The organism is Asanoa iriomotensis, assembly GCF_016862515.1.
GTDB classification, from domain to species: domain Bacteria; phylum Actinomycetota; class Actinomycetes; order Mycobacteriales; family Micromonosporaceae; genus Asanoa; species Asanoa iriomotensis.
On sequence record NZ_BONC01000032.1, the window covers coordinates 1 to 16,053 of the forward strand.

Consider the following 16,053-nt stretch of genomic DNA (forward strand, 5'->3'; position numbering starts at 1 on the left):
AGCCGACACCTGGGCCCGCCGCAGCCCGGCCCTGGATACGAAACACGGCCTAAGCCGCCTGCAGGTCGGCGGAGTCGCGCTGGTCGCCGAGGGCCGCCCGGGTCACCGCCGCCAGTGCGGCCGTGACGAGGGCGGGTCGCTCCAGCATCAGCATGTGGCCGGCGCCCGGGCAGACGGTCAGGTCGGCGTCGGGCAGCGCGGCGGCGATCGACTCGGCGCAGGGCGGCGGCGTGAGCCGGTCCCGGTCGCCGACCAGCGCCGCCGCCGGCAGGTCGCCGAGCGCGGCCAGCGTGGCCAGCCGGCGCTGCTCGCCGACCGACGAACGGAACGCGCCGATCGCGAGGAGCTGCACGCGGGCGACCGCCGCAGTGGTCAGGATCAGGTCGTCGGGCGTGGCCCGGTCGCCGAAGAGCAGCCAGCGCAGCGACGGCGCGAGCGCCCGGAGCAGGTAGCGGTGCACCCGCCACGAGCCGCCGCGGGCGAGGATGCCGGCGCCGGTGGTCTCCAGGAGGCGGATGAGGCGGGTGATCCGCGAGGGGAGCCCGTACTCCGTGTGGGTGTGTCCCTCGGCGGTCGTCGAGATGAAGACCAGCCCGGCGACCCGCGCGGCGAAGGTCAGCGGGTGCCCGTGCGCGAACTCCATGATCGTCATGCCGCCGAGGGAGTGGCCGGCCAGCACGATCGGCCCGGTCGGTGCGACCGTGGCGATCACCTCGGCGAGGTCGTCGCCGAGCTGCGCGAGCGTGGCGCCCGCCCGGGTGGTGTTGTCGGAGCGGCCGTGCCCCCGGGCGTCGTAGGCGACGATCCGGACGGGGGTGTGCAGCGCCTCCGGGAGCCCGCTGAGCTGCCGGTGCCAGGTGCGGGTGTCGAGTGTCCAGCCGTGCAGCAGGAACACCGTTATCGGCGCGTCGCTGGGCCCGCTCACCTCGACGTGCAGCCGCACGCCGTCTGGCAGCGTCACCGCGATCCGCTCCGGCATGGTCACCTCCTTCAAGCCCGAGGATTCCGCACCGTTGTTCTTACCCACTGACATACCGGGCAGTAACAATCATGCCTTAAGCTGCGTTCAGGACGCCAGATCCACTACCCGGTTCCGGCCTGTTTGGGGCCAACTATCCCCGATGGGCGAGTCGCCGACGTGCGGCAACGTAAAGAAAACCATCAATTACCGACGGTAGCCTCGACACGAGCCCTGTTCACCTGTTGAAGTAAGGACTCGGCTTGCACAACGGGAGGCTGGGTGGACGAGCTGATCGCGGAGGCAAAAGAGGTCGCGACCGCCGCCGCGACCCGGCTGGGAATCACCGTGCGGGAGCTTCGCGAGCCCGCCGCGCACGAGGATGTGGCCCAGCTGTTCGGCAGGATCTGGCGCACGGACTCGCCCAACCAGTTGCTCGACGCGCGGATGATGCGGGCATTGTCCTACGCGGGCAACTACGTGGTGGGCGCGTTCCGTGATGACGTGCTGATCGGCGCGGCCGTCGCCTTCTTCGGCATCGACCACCTGCACTCGCACATCACGGGCGTCGACCCGGGCACGCAGAGTCGCGGTGCCGGGCACGCCATCAAGCTGCACCAGCGCGCCTGGGCGCTGGATCGGCACATCGAGTCGGTGCACTGGACCTTCGACCCGCTGGTCCGCCGCAACGCCTACTTCAACCTGCACAAGCTGGGCGCCCGGGCCATCAAATACCTGCCGGACTTCTACGGCCCGATGACCGACGGGATCAACGCCGGCGACGCCACCAGCGACCGCCTCTACATCCAGTGGGACGTCGCCTCCCCGGAGGCGATCGCGGCCGCGGCCGGCGACGCCCGCGAGATCAACATGCAGGCGGTGTACGCGGCCGGCGCGGACGTGGCCCTCGCCCGCGACGACTTCGGCCGGCCCAGCCCCGGCAAGGCGGTGCACGACGGCCGGCCGCTGCTGGTCGCCGTGCCCCTGGACATCGAGGCCATGCGGGGCACCGACCCGGCGCTCGCCGTCGCCTGGCGGCGCGAGGTCGGTGACGCGCTCTGCGCGGCGTTCGATTCGGGTTACCGCATCGTCGGGATGGCCCGCGACGGCTGGTATGTCATGGAAACCGAGTAAAGGATCTTTTGTTGAACCTGCGTGGTCTCGAGCTTCGGCGCATCGCCCTCCCTCTGGTCAGCCCGTTCCGCACCTCCTTCGGCATCGAGACCGCCCGCGACGTCCTGCTGGTGCGCGCGGCCGGGGAGACCGCCGAGGGCTGGGGCGAGTGCGTGGCGATGTCGGAGCCGCTCTACTCCAGCGAACACGTCGACGGCGCCGCCGAGGTGATCCGCCGCTTCCTGCTGCCCGAGGTGACCGCCCTCGCCAAGGCCGGCGAGCTGACCGTGCCGAGGCTGGAGGCGGCGCTCGGCCGGATCAAGGGCCACCCGATGGCCAAGGCGGCCGTGCTGACCGCGCTGCTCGACCTGTCCCTGCGGGAGTCCGGCACGTCGTTCGGCGCCTACCTCGGCGCGGTGCGGACCACCGTGCCCGCCGGCGTCTCCGTCGGCATCATGTCGTCGATCCCGGCGTTGCTCGACGCGGTCGACGGCTACCGGGCGCAGGGCTACGTGCGGATCAAGCTGAAGATCGAGCCGGGCTGGGACGTCGAGCCGGTGCGGGCCGTCCGCGAGCGGTTCGGCGGCGACCTGCTGCTGCAGGTGGACGCGAACACCGCGTACACCCTGGCGGACGCCCGGCAGTTGGCCCGGCTCGACCCGTTCGACCTGCTGCTGATCGAGCAGCCGCTGCCCGAGGACGACCTGCGCGGCCACGCCGCGCTGGCCCGGCTGATCCGCACCCCGGTCTGCCTCGACGAGTCGATCACCTCGGCCCGCGCGGCGGCCGACGCGATCGCGCTGGGCGCCACCTCGGTGGTCAACGTGAAGCCCGGCCGGGTGGGCGGCTACCTGGAGGCCCGCCGGGTGCACGACGTCTGCGCGGCCAACGGCGTGCCGGTCTGGTGCGGCGGGATGCTGGAGACGGGCATCGGGCGCGCGGCCAACGTGGCGCTGGCGGCGCTGCCGAACTTCACGCTGCCGGGCGACACCTCGGCCTCGGACCGGTATTTCGCCCGCGATATCACCGAGCCGTTCGTCCTCGACGGCGGCCACGTCGCGGTGCCGACCGGGCCGGGCCTGGGCGTGACGCCGGACCAGGACTACCTGACCGAGCTCACCACCGGCACGGAGTGGCTGCCCTTGCTGCCCTGAGCCTCGTCGCGACCGAGCGCGAGCGCCGCCAGCACGATGCCGGCGATGCTGATCACGATCGCCAGCGCGGCGATCACCAGCGCCACCGTGCCCAGCACGCTGCGCTGGTCAGGAGGGGCGGCCCAGCCGCGCGGGAGATTCATCCCCAGAAGCTACGTCGCCGTTGACATGCCTGGTATTCGCCTTTCGAGTGACAACGGCAGCTCAGCTGAGCTCGTACACGAAGATCCGGTCGTTCGAGTAGCGCAGGCGGGCCAGGATCCGCAGCTCCGGTGACTCCGCGGCGACCTCGTGGTCGGCGACCAGCCAGCGGACGCCGTCGTCGGACCGCAGCGCGGCCAGTGACGCGGCGGTCGGTGCGGTGAACGCGGCGTCGTTGCGGTCGAGCAGCGGCTGGTCCCAGAACGCCCACGAGCCCGCGGCCGAGACCCGCGGCGCGAACGCCCAGCCCTCGACCAGCACCCGCCGCTCCGAGTACGCCGACAGCCAGAACGAGCGTGGGTCGCAGTAGCCGTCCGCCGGTGTGTTGATGCAGTGCGCGTTCGTGGCCACGACGTCCGTCGCCGCGCTGTGGTCGCGCAGCCACCGGGCCGCGTCCACCCGGGACTTGGGCAGGGAGATCGTGGCGTACGCGCCGCCGTTGGAGAAGCGTTCCGACTTGCGCATGTCCATGATCAGGCCGGGCGCGCCGACCACCAGGATCGCGGTCAGCGCCACGATGCCACCGCGCCCGCGCAGGGCCGGCAGCCAGCGGCTCAGGGCCGGCCAGAGCGCGGTCACCAGCAGGAGCACGGCGGCCAGCACCAGCGCCCAGCGCAGCAGCGGCAGCAGCGGGTCGATCGGCCGCGGAGGCACGGACGCCTCCGCCGGGCCGGCGAGCCGGAACTGCGCCACCACCAGCACCACCGCGAGGGCCAGCGCCTCCACCGCGAGGAAGACCCGGCCCGCCCGCGAGAGCTTGGCCCGGTCGAACACCATGACGTAGCCCCACGCCGAGAGCAGCACCGCGAACGTGAACCCGGCCCGGGCGAAGTACTGGTTGCCGTCACCGGGCTGCTTGACCATCAGGTAGATCAGCGGTCCGGCGATGCCCCCGGCCAGCAGGAACACCTGGCTCGGCTCCAGCCGGCCCCGGCGCAGCCAGAGCAGCGGCACGATGCCCGCCGTCCGCAGCTGCATGTTGACCAGGAACGCGAGCCAGACCGGCAGCACCGCGAGCCACATCGGGCCGTCCGGTGGGGTCCAGAACCGCTCGAAGCTCCACATCGGCTCGGGCGTCACGCCGTACGACTGGAACCGGAACAGCACGGCCAGCGCGAACAGTTGGGCGGCCGCCGCGAGCACGCCCAGGATCAGCAGCGTCCACGGGATCCGCCGGCGCACGACCAGCACGACCACGAACGTCACCAGCAGCGCCGCCGCGACCGGGGGCAGCGAGCTGGCCTTGGCACCGCTGGACGCGAGCAGCAGGAGGAACGCGAGCGCGAAGCCGCCGCGGCCCAGCTCACCCTTGAGCAGCGCGCAGACCACGCCGATCAGCGCGATCAGCAGCACCCAGGAGTAGATCATCGACATGCCGTGCCAGATGACGAACGAGGCCTGGGTGCCGAACGGCATGGTGACCGGGTCGGTGAAGTTGGTCTCGCCGACCACGAAGAACAGCGCCGCGGCCACGGCGCCGACCAGCGCGCGGCCGCTGATCCGCCAGCCGACCACCGCGGTCAGCAGGATCGCCAGCGCGCACAGGAACGGGATCGCCAGCCGCAGCGCCACCACCGGCAGGTCGATCCCGCCGATCATGCTGGTCGCCGCCATGTGCGCGTAGCCGAACCAGTGGTAGAACAGCGGCTCGCCGGCCACCTGTGGCACGTGCAGCGGGAAATGGTGCTTGGCCTCGCCCGCGAGCGACAGCTGGTAGGCGAGGTCCAGATACTGCCGGGTGTCGTCGGAGGTCGGCAGGATCGGGTTGCGTTCGAGGAACGTCGACGACAGGTAGGTCGTGAAGAACGCGACCGCGCCGCCGACCGCCCACGAGAAGCCCAGCGGCGCGGCGGTCGCGTAGCGCGGCGGCCGGAGGTGCCGGCGCAGCCGGGGCGTCGCGGCGAACAGCGCCAGCACGACCAGCGGCCAGGCCCACAGCGCGCCGCGGAGGTCGAGCACCGAGACCAGCAACCAGGCCGGCAGCTCCAGCACCAGGCCGATCGCGGTGCCCATGGCCAGGTCGTCGAGCAGCGAGTGCGGCGTGCGGCGCAGCGCCCGATAGACCAGCGTGCCCGGCAGGGTCAGCGCGAGCGCCAGGTAGAGCGCGTACTTCACCAGGTCGAGCACGGCGGTGTCCGCGGCGAGGAGCACCGCCGCGACGTACAGCACCGTCGCCACGAACGGCAGGAAACGCAGCAGGGGATACGCGCGACGGGGCGCTCCGGTCTCGGTGGAGACCGACCCGGCCGGTGCGGCATCCACCGGCGCCGGCGGCCGCACGGCCGGCACGGCGGTCGCGTCCGACTCGGCCCGCCCCCCGGTGGGCCGGTCGGCAGCCGCGGTCACCGGTGGCTGTCGACCAGGACCACCGGGTCGAACCCGGCGCGCTGCTCCGGGGCGGCGCCGGCGTCGGTCTCGTCACCCGGGTCGCTGTCGCTGGCGATGAAGTAGGCCGGGCGGGCCAGCAGCGCGGTGTAGATGCGGCCCACGTATTCGCCCAGCAGGCCAAGACAGAGCAGTTGGACGGCGCCGAGGAAGAGCACCGCGACCAGGATCGACGGCCAGCCGCTGACCGTGTGGCCGGTCGCGTAGGCCACCACCACCGCGATCACCAGCAGGGCGCAGACGCCGACACCGAGCAGGCCGAGCCAGGTCGCCACGCGCAGCGGCGCCGCGGAGAAGCTGGTCACGCTCTCCGCGGCCAGCGCGAGCATCTTGGACAGCGGGTATTTGGTGCGGCCGGCCGCCCGCTCGGCACGCTCGAAGCGCACCTCGCCGCTGGGGAAGCCCAGCCACGGCACCACCAGGCGGAGCACGGGGCTGCGCTCGGGCAGGTCGCGCAGCGCCTCGACGGCCGTGCGGCTGAGCAACCGGAAGTCGCCCGCCTGCGCCGGCATCGACTTGCCGACCAGGCGGCGCATCATCCGGTAGTAGGCGCCGGCGGTGAGCCGCTTGAACGCCGTGTCGCTGCTGCGGTCGGCGCGCACGCCGTAGACGATGTCGAGGTTCTGGGACCGGGCCAGCGCGAGCATGTCGGCGATGGTCTCCGGCGGGTCCTGCAGGTCGGCGTCGATGCTTACCACGTATTCGCCGCGGGACCGCATCAGGCCGGCGTTGAGCGCCGCCTGGTGGCCGGAGTTGCGGCGCAGCCGGATCACCCGCAACTGGGGCCAGCGCTCCCGCAACCCGCGCAGCGCGGCGGCGGTGGCGTCGGTGCTGCCGTCGTCGACCGCCACGACCTCGTAGGTCTCGTCCAACCCGTCGAGGACACCGCGCAACCGCTCCGCTAGCAGCGGCAGCACGCTCTCCTCGTTGTACATCGGCACGACGACGGAGAGTGCCGGACTCTGCTGACCCATGCCGCCTTGTGCTCCCTCCGGGTTTCGACCGGGGAACCGTACCAGGCGGGGCTAGGCAAAATCAGCACACGGTACGGGGCAAACCGGGCACGTCCACGGGGGATTTGCCGGTCGGCTTCTGCTTGCCCGCGAGCACCTTCGCCAACGCCTTCAGCGAGTCCGGCGTCGACGAGTAGGTGGCCACGATGTTCGGTGACTTAGCGCTGCCCAGCACGTACGGGGTGTCCAACCCGACCGTCACGTCGGCCGCCGGGTCGAGGTCCTTGGGGCCGTCCCCGTAGCCGACCAGATGGACGACCCGCCCGCCGCTGGCCACGACCTGGACGCCCTCGGCCCGCAGCGCCTTCTCGAGCGTCGCCTTGCTGGTGTCGCGGCCCGGCGAGGTGCTCACCGTGACCGGACCCTGGATCGGCGCGCCGCACTGGCCGCGGAGCTGGGTGACCGCCGCGGCCGAGAGGCCGCCGGCCACGCTGAGGTGCGAGTCCGAGGCGAGCACGTTCTGGTCCGGCTTGGCGCCGGCGTCGGCCAGCGTGAAGCGCAGCGTCAGGTCGCGGGTGGCGGCCTCGACCAGGCGGTCCTTCTTCAGCGAGCCGTTGTGCAGACCGTCGAGCAGGCCCTGGTAGGCACCGCCGACGTTCGGCGGCATCAGCAGCAGGTCGTTGCCGGCGTTGAGGGCGCGCACGGCGGCCTCGCCCGCCGGCCACTTCTCGGCCGGAGCCATGTTGAGCGCGTCGCTGACCACGACGCCCTTGAAGCCCATCTCGCCGCGGAGCACGTCGACCAGCGCCTTGTGCGAGAACGACGCGGGCACGCCGGGCTCGATCGACTTCACGTCGAGGTGGCCGCTCATCACGAGCTGCGCGCCGGCGTCGATGCCGGCCTGGAACGGCGCCAGGTCGACCTTGGTCAGGTCGGCCTTGCTCCTGCCGATCACCGGCAGGTCGGTGTGCGAGTCGGACGGCGTGCTGCCGTGCCCGGGGAAGTGCTTGAGCGTGGCGGCGACGCCGGCCGACTGCAGGCCCTTGACCGAGGCGGCGACCTGGTCGCCGACGGCCTTCGGGTCGGAGCCGAACGACCGCGAGCCGATCACGCCGCCGTCGGCGGTGCCGAGCACGTCGGCGTCGGGCGCGAAGTCGACGTTGAGCCCCATCGCGCGCAGCTCGTCGCCCGCCACCTTCCAGCCCTGCTCGGTGCCGGCCGGGTTGTTGCCCGCGCCGAGCGCCATCGCGCTGGGCAGCAGCGTGACGCCGCTCTTGATCCGGGTGACCGCCCCGTATTCCTGGTCGGTGCCGATCAGGATCGGCGCCTGGCCGCCGGCCGCCTTCTGCAGCCCGTCGGTGAGCGCGGTGATCTGCTTCGGGTTGTCGACGTTGGTGGTGGCCTGGTTCGTCGACGTCGGGTCGTCCGCGGAGAAGCCGACCAGGATGAGCCCGCCCAGGTGGTATTTCTGGATCATCTGGGCCGGGGTGTCGACCTTGCCGAGCTTCTGGTTGCCGGCCGCCGAGGCCGGGCTGACGTCGGTCGCCGAGGAGCCGTACGCGTAGGGCATCAGCACCTGGCCGGCGAGCTGCTCGTCGGAGAGCTGCTTGACCAGCGCCGCGGCCCTGGTGGCGGGATCGCCGCCGGTGGGGGTCGTCGCGCTTGCCGCCGCCGCGGAGGGCGGGGTCGGGGACGGTGCTGCCGCGCGGGGCGCCGGCTTTCCGCATGCGGCGACGGCCACGAGGATCGCGGCGACGACCACGGCAAAAAACAACGCGAGGCGGCTCCGGGGGGAGGCCATCGAGCAATGATGGCCACCTCGTTGCTCGACAGGCAAGTGAAGCCGGCAATACGGTCGGTTCGGAATTTATCCGGGACGGGCGTCCCTGCGCGGCGATGGTGGCTGGTGGGCGGTTTCCCGGTAGTCCGTTCGGTCCCCGTTGGGGGTTGCGATCAGCCCACGCGGGTGAGCAGTGTCACCGGTGCGCCGTCACCGGCGTACCGGTAGGGCTCGAGCTCGGCGTCCCAGGCGGTGCCGAGCGCCTTGTCGAGGGCGTGCTGCAGTGCCTCGGGCGCGCGCGAGCTGGCCATGATGGCGCGCAGGCGGTCCTCGCCGAGCTGGATGTCGCCGGCGGCGCCGGCGGTCGCCCGGAACAGTCCGCGGCCCGGCACGAACATGAAGCGTTCACCGTCGCAGCCCGGGCTGGGCTCTTCGGTGATCTCGAAACGGATCATGGGCCACTGCCGGAGGGCAGCAGCCAGCTCCGCACCCGTCCCCGCGCGGCCGGTCCAGCTGCACTCCGTGCGCCGCGCGCCGGGGTCGACCGGCTGAGCGGTCCAGTGCAGTGTGACCGGCGCGGTGAGGACGCGCGCGATCGCCCACTCGACGTGTGGACACACGGCGAGCGGGGTCGAGTGGACGTAAACGACGCCACGCGTTGGCACGGTGACCTCCCGAAGACCCGAGGTGCGTCTTCCCCTACGACCTCGATCACTCCGATCAGTCAGCGTTCATGATGACGCCTGAGGCCGATGTTGCGCCAGGGAATCGGAAAACTGGTTGTGACGATTGGTCCGGATGGCCGATCCACCTCGTCGTGTACTCTCAACTGGGCCCCCTCGGGCCTTTCCCATGTACGCGTCACCTTGAGGAGTCCCCCCGTGGCGAGCAACACCTCCAAGACCGCGCGCGCCTCCGTCCGGGCCGGCCAGGCCGGGCAGGGTGGCGCCCTCAGCGTGCTCGGCGAGTTCAAGTACCTGATCCCGCTCGCGGGCGGGAAGTTCGCCTACGTGCGCAACCTGACCAACGGCAAGACCGCGCACCTGCGCACCGACTCCGACGCGTTCGTCGAGGAGATCCGGTCGCTGGCCGGCGCCGGTCACGCCACGAAGATCCGCGCCGAGCTGACCGGCCTCGCGGCCCAGTTCCCGGCCCACGGCTGGGACGTGACCGAGAAGCGCCTGGTCGACGCGGGCGTCTTCGAAGCCTGAGTCACCCTGTCAGAGCGCCCCGGCAGCCCCGGGGCGCTCTTTCGTATGCCCGGAAACCCACTCGCGACGCCGCTGCTTGATCATTAGCGTGCCCGCATGGCCTACCGGCATCCGGCGGCTGGCCGAGGTCCGCGCGATCCTGGCCGCCGACGAGCGCGGCGAGCTCGGCGCCGGCGACCACGTCGGCGAGACCGACACGGTCAGCGGCTACCGCATCTGGTCGCGGACCTACGACGAGCCGGGCAACCCGCTGATCGACGTCGAGGAGCCGGTGGTCCGGCAGATCCTCGCCGGTCTGCCCGCCGGGCGCGCGCTCGACGCGGCCTGCGGCACCGGCCGGCACGCCGCCTTTCTCGCCGCCGCCGGCCACGTTGTCACGGGCGTCGACAGCTCACCGGACATGCTCGCCCGAGCCACCGTCCCGGCGGCCTCGTTCCTGCGCGGTGACCTGCGCGCGCTGCCGGTCCGGGACGCCTCCGTCGACCTGGTCGTCTGCGCGCTGGCACTGACCCACCTCCCGGCGCTCGAGCCGGCGTTCGCCGAGTTCGCCCGCGTGTTGCGGCCGGGCGGGCAGCTGGTCACCTCGGACATCCACTGGCAGTCGCTCTACCTCGGCGGCATCGCGTCCGCCGTGGACGACGACGGCGCCGAGGCGCGGCTGCCGGCGAGCCGGTTCCGGCCGAGCGCCTACGTCAGCGCCGCGGTGGGGGCCGGGTTCGCGGTGCGGGCCTGCCACGAGCCGCTCTGGCCGCGCACCGACACCGGCGGCGGTCCGTTCCTGCGGGCCTGGGCCGCCGACGCGGTCGACGCCGCCTACGGCAACACCCCGGCCGCGCTGATCTGGCATTTGAGTAAGTGGTAGGACACTGTCCATGACGGATGGGCTGCGGGAGCGGCTGGTGCGGGCCGGGGTCGAGCTGCTGGAGCAGGACGGCCTGCAGGCGTTGACGCTGCGCGAGATCGCGCGCCGGGCCGGTGTTTCGCACGGTGCGCCGCGTCGCTACTTCCCGACCCACCTCGAGTTGCTGTCGGCCATCGCGCGCGAGGGCTACGCGCGGCTCGCCGTCGAGGTGCGGCCCGATCCCGCCGGCGAGCCGCGCGCGGAGCTGGCCCGGCTCGGGCGCGGCTACCTCGCGTTCGCGCGAGCCAACCCCGGCATGTTCGGGCTGATGTTCCGGCACGACCTGCTGGTCAGCGGCCACCTCGGCCTGCGCGGGACGGCCCTGCCGCTGTTCGCGACGCTGGTCGACCTGGTCGGGCGGGCCGGCACCCGGTCGGCCGCGCCGCCGCGCGTCGTCGCGGGTGCGCTCTGGGCCAACCTGCACGGTGTCGCACAGCTCTGGAGCTGGGGGAGTCTCCAGCTCGCCACCGGCGAGGAGGACCCCGAGGCCCTGCTGCGGGCCACACTGGACGCGCATCTGGCCTGACTACGATCCATTGATGATCACGCGCAAGGTGCCCGCCCAACGGTCCACGCCGGAGCAGCTCTCAGCTTTCGCGCGGCGGTGCGGCCGGATCGCCGACTCGCGCGCCTTCGACGTGGTGATCGTCGTCGTGATCGGTGCCAACGCGGTCGTGCTCGGCGTCGAGACGTACCCCCATCTGGGCTCGTTCCGACCGCTCCTGCACGTCCTGGAGTGGATCTTCCGGGTCGTGTTCGTCGTGGAGATCGCCATCCGCGTCGGCGCGCACGGCCGCCGGCCGCAGGACTTCTTCCGCCACGGCTGGAACGTCTTCGACTTCGCGGTCATCGCCGCCGCGTTCATACCGGGCCTGCACGGCGACTCGACCGCCCTGCGGATCGTGCGGATCGCGCGCGTGCTGCGGCTGGTCCGGTTCTCACCCGGGTTGCGCACGATCGTCACCGCGCTGCTGCGCAGCCTGCCGGGCGTCGGCGGCTTCCTGGCGTTGGCCCTGGTCACCCTCTACGTCTACGGCATGGCCGGCTGGCTGATCTTCCACGACGACTTCCCGGACCAGTACGGGACGATCGGCCGGGCGGTGCTGACCCTGTTCGTGCTGCTCTCGCAGGAGACCCTGCCGGACCTGATCGAGCAGGGCATGTCGGTCTCGCAGTGGACGCTGGTCTACTACATCAGCTACGTGCTGATCACGGCCAACCTGCTGCTCAACATCCTGATCGCGGTCATCGTCAACTCGATGGAGGAGGCGCGCCGCCTGGAGATGAGCCAGGGCCTGGCACCCGGCTACGACCACGACGGCGACGGCGTGCCCGACGAGGTCGACCGCATCGCGATCACCCAACGGATCGACGACCTGCGGTCCGCCCTCGCGGAACTGGAACGCGAGCTGCGGATCGACCGCGGCACCGACGACGACCAGCCCCGCCGCGTCCGGTCGTCCGGCTAACGCCGCTCGTGGGCGGCGGCGCCGTCCGTGACGCTCCGCTCGAAGAAGCGGACCCGGTCGGTGCACTCGAGCAGCACGTCGGACCACGTGCGCGCCCAGACCCGCAGGTGGCTGGAACCGTCGTCGCGGTCGACCAGGCAACCGGCCGGGCGGTGCGGGTCGGTAGTCGGCAGCCGGCCGGCGACCAACCAGACGTCCCAGTCGACCCGCAGGCCGCGATAGTGCGCATCACCCGCGACGGCCTCCGCGTACGCCACCAGGCGGTCCAGGTCCTTGCCGTCCGCGGCACCCTCCGTGCCGGTCACGACCAGGTGCTGGTGGCGCTCGTGCTCGCGGCGCGCCCGCGCCAGCAGCAGGTCCGGCCCCGCGTGCCGGTCGAGCACGGCGTCGAGGGCCCGGTCGCCGGCCAGCAGCCCGTGCCGCTCGCCGAACACCCACGTCTGCTCCGACAGCACCGCGGAGAGCCGCTCCAGGTCGGCGCCGCCCGCCGTGAGCCGGCGCAACTCGGCGATCGCCTCGAGGCGTTCGGCGACGGTGGTCGAGGCGCGGATGAGCCAGGACCGGTCGGCGTCACCCAGGATCCGCTCGAGCTGCCCCCGGTCGTCGGCGGACAGGTTGAAGACCGTGCCCAGCAGGTCGGTGAGCCGGTCCGGGCGCGACCGCAGCGCGTCGCGGAGCAGTGCCAGGGTGGCCCGCCGCTGGTTGGCCCGGCGCGGGATGTGCCGGTGGACCGCGGCGGCGACGAGGTCGAACGTCTCGCGCTCGAGCCGTGGCCCGGCGTCGTCCGCGTACGGATAGCTGCCCTCGCTCCGCCACCGTTGCACCAGTTCACGCCGCCGGTCGTCGGCCCTGCCGCGGAAATGCTCCCGCAGCCGTTCCCGGGCGGCGGCGACCAGGGCGGTGACGTCGGAGTCGTGCCCACCGCCGAGATACACGTCGCCCATGTGGTCGCCCATCGCGGGCCAGAGCACGTACGCGGTGAACTCGAACCCCGGTGCCCGGATGCCGATGTCGATCGAGGCGACCGGCATGCCGTTCCCGTCGCACAGGTGCAGTTCGCGCTCGACCGCCGTCGACCACTCGATCACCTTGAGCCGCGCCTCCTCGGCGGTGCCGGCGACGGTGGTGAAGGTCAGCGGGTAGACGGCGGTGCGGGCGACCGAGGTGCCCGGGTCGACCGGCACGCCGTCGTAGACGACGGTGATACCCGGGTACGCGGTCAGGTAGGGCGCGAGTTCGGTGGTCAGCCGCCGGTGGTTGGCCCGCAGCGGCAGCCGGTCGAGCCGGGGCGACTGCTTGCCCCACGCCTCGACCAGCGTGCCGGTCGCCGCCTGGGTCGGCTCGCTGTCGGCGATCAGGAAGTCGTTGCGGGCGCCGGCGTGCGCGGACACCTCGGTCCTCGACCGGCCGCCCGTCCCGTCGGCGACGGTGGTCCACCGGATGTGGTCGCCGAGCGCGTACGCCCGCAACCGGCCCTGCCCTTTGCTGCCGTGCAGGGTGCGCTGCCTGAGCAGGGTCCCGGAGGTCCACTTCTTCCAGGACCCGCCGATCCGGTCGAACGCGGCGGCCAGTGCCTCGGGCGCGATGCCGGTGCCGTCGTCACGCACCGTGACGCGCTCGACGGCACCCAGAGGCGACCGGTGCAGGACCACGTCGACTCGGGTGGCGTCGGCGTCGAGCGCGTTCCAGATCAGCTCCTTGATCGCGCCGAGCGGGTCACTCTCCCGGGCCAGCCGCTGGACATGGTCCTCGGCCGCTTCCAGGTGCACCCGGCGCATCAAGGCATCGTGCTGCTCGGTGTCACGCAGCCGCGACGTGGACCGGGCTGGTCATCCGCATCATCCAGTGTGCGGACGGCACGCGGGTGGCGGTGTCGACGACCTCGCCGGAGACGTCGGCGAAGGACTCGCGGGCCAGGGCCTCGAAGGCGGCCGGCTCACGGACGAACTCGCCGCGGTCGTTGTCGCTCATCCACCGCGAGATCCGGTTCTGGCCGGGCGCGAAGCAGGTGTCGACCGAGATCACCCGGCCGCCGGGCGCCAGCGCCTGCGACGCGACCCGCAGCAGGTGGCGCGAGTCCTCGTCGGAGAGGTGGTGCAGCAGGCCGAGCAGCAGCACGGCGTTGGCCGGGGGCAGGACACCGAGGTGCTGCTCGCCGAAGATCTCCGTGGAGAACGACGCGCGCTCGGACCCGTAGCGGGCCTTGGCGTGCGCGATGTAGCGCTCCGAGGTGTCGAAGCCGAAGTAGGTGACCTTGGGCAGCCGGTCGAAGTAGTAGGCCGGGCCGCAGCCCACGTCGATCACCGTGTCACCGTCACGCAGGGCGAGCTCGTCCAGGCAGCGGTAGCGCAGGCGGTCGGCACCGACCGCCTTCTGCAGGGCCACGTACATGGAGACGTTGCTCAGCAGGGACTTGAGAGGGGCCAGCACGGGGACAGGTCTCCTAACAGGGGCGATGGGCGCGCGAGCATCAGACTTCACGGGAGGATAGCGGAACTCCGCCTAGAGCGGGATGTTGCCGTGCGCGCCACGTGCGGCCGGTGCGGCGGCCAGCGCCTCCGCGATCCGGCGGCGGGACTCACCGGGCTCGATGACGTCGTCGACGACGCCGATCTCCAACGCCCGCTGCACGCCGCCGGCCACCTTGACCTGCTCGTCGACCAGTTGCTGGCGGAGCGCCTCGCGCTCCTCGTGCGGCGTGGCCGCGAGCTTCTTGCGGTGCAGCACGTTGACCGCCGCGGCGGCACCCATCACCGCGATCTCCGCGGTGGGCCAGGCGAACACCGCGGTCGCGCCCAGGGAGCGGGAGTTCATCGCGATGTACGCGCCCCCGTACGCCTTGCGGGTCACCAGCGTGACCCGGGGCACGACCGCCTCGGCGAACGCGTGCAACAGCTTGGCGCCGCGGCGCACCACGCCGTCCCACTCCTGGCCGAGGCCGGGCAGGTAGCCGGGCACGTCGACCAGCACGATCAGCGGCACGCCCAGCGCGTCGCACATCCGGACGAACCGGGCGGCCTTCTCGGCGCTCGCCGCGTCCAGGCAGCCGCCCAGGCGCAGCGGGTTGTTGGCGATCACGCCGACCGTCCGCCTGCCGAACCGGCCCAGCGTGGTGACGACGTTCGGCGCCCACCTGGCGTGCAACTCCACGCCGGGCTCGTCGAGCAGGGCCCGGACCACGGGCTTCACGTCGTACGCCCGGTTGGCCGCCGCCGGCATCGTGGCAGACAGGTCGTGGTCGGGGTCGTCGGTGGCCACGTCGACCGGGGAGATCCGGCCCTGCCGGCCGAGCAGCGCGGCCAGCCGGCGCGCCTCGAGCAGCGCCGTGTCGTCGTCCTCGGTGGTCACGTGCACGACCCCGGAGCGGCGTCCGTGCGGCTCGGGGCCACCGAGCCGTTCCATGTCGACCTGCTCGCCGGTGACGCTGCGGACGACCTCGGGGCCGGTCACGAAGATCCGGCCGTTGTCGCTCATCACCACGACGTCGGTCAGCGCGGGCCCGTAGGCCGCGCCACCGGCCGCGGGGCCGAGCACCACCGAGATCTGCGGCACCCGGCCGGACGCCCGCACCATGGCCGCGAAGACCTGGCCGACCGCGTCGAGCGCGACCACGCCCTCGGCCAGCCGCGCGCCGCCGGAGTGCCACAGCCCGAGGACCGGCACCCGCTCCCGGACCGCGGCGTCGATCGCGTCGACGACGTGCCGGCAGCCCTCGGTGCCCAGCGCGCCGCCCATCCGGGTGGCGTCGGTGGCGTAGGCGACGACCGGGGTGCCGTCGATCTCGCCGCGGGCGCAGAGCACACCGGAGTCGTCACGCGGGGCGACCAGGCGCAGCGTGCCGGCGTCGAACAGCGCCCGCAGCCGTACCTCCGGATCCCGGTAGTCCACGACCGCATGATCGTCTAGCGCGCTGCCCCTGGTCATCGAA

General features: G+C 72.5%; 15 protein-coding genes. 6 read left to right on the plus strand and 9 right to left on the minus strand.

Annotation, left to right across the window (positions count from 1 at the left end; genetic code table 11):
• Positions 1–49 precede the first annotated feature (49 nt).
• A complete protein-coding gene (locus Air01nite_RS22080; RefSeq protein WP_203704759.1) occupies positions 50–979 on the minus strand; it encodes an alpha/beta fold hydrolase in 930 nt (309 codons plus the stop codon).
• 261 nt (positions 980–1,240) lie between these two features.
• Here Air01nite_RS22080 and Air01nite_RS22085 point away from each other — a divergent pair, with 261 nt between their 5' ends.
• Together Air01nite_RS22085 and menC are read left to right on the plus strand one after the other, a co-directional pair.
• On the plus strand, positions 1,241–2,092 hold the full coding sequence (locus Air01nite_RS22085) for a GNAT family N-acetyltransferase (RefSeq protein ID WP_203704761.1): 852 nt from the start codon (positions 1,241–1,243) through the stop codon (positions 2,090–2,092).
• Between the two features lie 11 nt (positions 2,093–2,103).
• On the plus strand, positions 2,104–3,225 hold the full coding sequence (gene menC / locus Air01nite_RS22090; RefSeq protein WP_203704763.1) for an o-succinylbenzoate synthase: 1,122 nt from the start codon (positions 2,104–2,106) through the stop codon (positions 3,223–3,225).
• Here the strand turns inward: menC and Air01nite_RS22095 are convergent.
• The 5 genes from Air01nite_RS22095 to Air01nite_RS22115 all read right to left on the minus strand — a co-directional run bounded on the left by Air01nite_RS22095 (position 3,174) and on the right by Air01nite_RS22115 (position 9,209).
• Positions 3,174–3,368 (minus strand): hypothetical protein, encoded by a 195-nt coding sequence (locus Air01nite_RS22095; RefSeq protein ID WP_203704765.1) that lies wholly within the window; start codon positions 3,366–3,368, stop codon positions 3,174–3,176. The two genes, menC and Air01nite_RS22095, sit on opposite strands and share 52 nt — an antisense overlap.
• Positions 3,369–3,429: 61 nt before the next feature.
• Complete coding sequence (locus Air01nite_RS22100) at positions 3,430–5,772, minus strand: hypothetical protein (protein ID WP_203704766.1); 2,343 nt, start codon at positions 5,770–5,772, stop codon at positions 3,430–3,432.
• A complete protein-coding gene (locus Air01nite_RS22105; protein WP_203704767.1) occupies positions 5,769–6,785 on the minus strand; it encodes a glycosyltransferase family 2 protein in 1,017 nt (338 codons plus the stop codon). Before Air01nite_RS22105 ends, Air01nite_RS22100 begins: the two co-directional genes overlap by 4 nt.
• Positions 6,786–6,846: 61 nt before the next feature.
• The gene (locus Air01nite_RS22110; protein WP_203704768.1) at positions 6,847–8,565 is read right to left on the minus strand and encodes a glycoside hydrolase family 3 protein; all 1,719 of its coding nucleotides are present in this window, start codon (positions 8,563–8,565) and stop codon (positions 6,847–6,849) included.
• A 152-nt stretch (positions 8,566–8,717) separates the two neighbouring features.
• Entirely contained in the window at positions 8,718–9,209 is a 492-nt protein-coding gene (locus Air01nite_RS22115; RefSeq protein ID WP_203704769.1) for a DUF3145 domain-containing protein, read from the minus strand.
• Between the two features lie 216 nt (positions 9,210–9,425).
• Here Air01nite_RS22115 and Air01nite_RS22120 point away from each other — a divergent pair, with 216 nt between their 5' ends.
• The 4 genes from Air01nite_RS22120 (at position 9,426) to Air01nite_RS22135 (ending at position 12,125) form a co-directional block, all read left to right on the plus strand.
• Entirely contained in the window at positions 9,426–9,755 is a 330-nt protein-coding gene (locus Air01nite_RS22120; RefSeq protein WP_203704770.1) for a hypothetical protein, read from the plus strand.
• An 88-nt stretch (positions 9,756–9,843) separates the two neighbouring features.
• Positions 9,844–10,617, plus strand: a complete 774-nt coding sequence (locus Air01nite_RS22125; protein ID WP_203704771.1) for a class I SAM-dependent methyltransferase — start codon at positions 9,844–9,846, stop codon at positions 10,615–10,617.
• A 10-nt stretch (positions 10,618–10,627) separates the two neighbouring features.
• Positions 10,628–11,182, plus strand: a complete 555-nt coding sequence (locus tag Air01nite_RS22130; protein ID WP_203704772.1) for a TetR/AcrR family transcriptional regulator — start codon at positions 10,628–10,630, stop codon at positions 11,180–11,182.
• Between the two features lie 13 nt (positions 11,183–11,195).
• Positions 11,196–12,125, plus strand: a complete 930-nt coding sequence (locus Air01nite_RS22135; RefSeq protein WP_203704774.1) for an ion transporter — start codon at positions 11,196–11,198, stop codon at positions 12,123–12,125.
• Here the strand turns inward: Air01nite_RS22135 and Air01nite_RS22140 are convergent.
• The 3 genes from Air01nite_RS22140 to Air01nite_RS22150 all read right to left on the minus strand — a co-directional run bounded on the left by Air01nite_RS22140 (position 12,122) and on the right by Air01nite_RS22150 (position 16,049).
• Positions 12,122–13,903 (minus strand): ATP-binding protein, encoded by a 1,782-nt coding sequence (locus Air01nite_RS22140; RefSeq protein ID WP_203704776.1) that lies wholly within the window; start codon positions 13,901–13,903, stop codon positions 12,122–12,124. The two genes, Air01nite_RS22135 and Air01nite_RS22140, sit on opposite strands and share 4 nt — an antisense overlap.
• 22 nt (positions 13,904–13,925) lie before the next feature.
• A complete protein-coding gene (locus Air01nite_RS22145) occupies positions 13,926–14,555 on the minus strand; it encodes a class I SAM-dependent methyltransferase (RefSeq protein ID WP_203704778.1) in 630 nt (209 codons plus the stop codon).
• Between the two features lie 72 nt (positions 14,556–14,627).
• Complete coding sequence (locus Air01nite_RS22150) at positions 14,628–16,049, minus strand: acyl-CoA carboxylase subunit beta (protein WP_203704780.1); 1,422 nt, start codon at positions 16,047–16,049, stop codon at positions 14,628–14,630.
• Positions 16,050–16,053 lie beyond the last annotated feature (4 nt).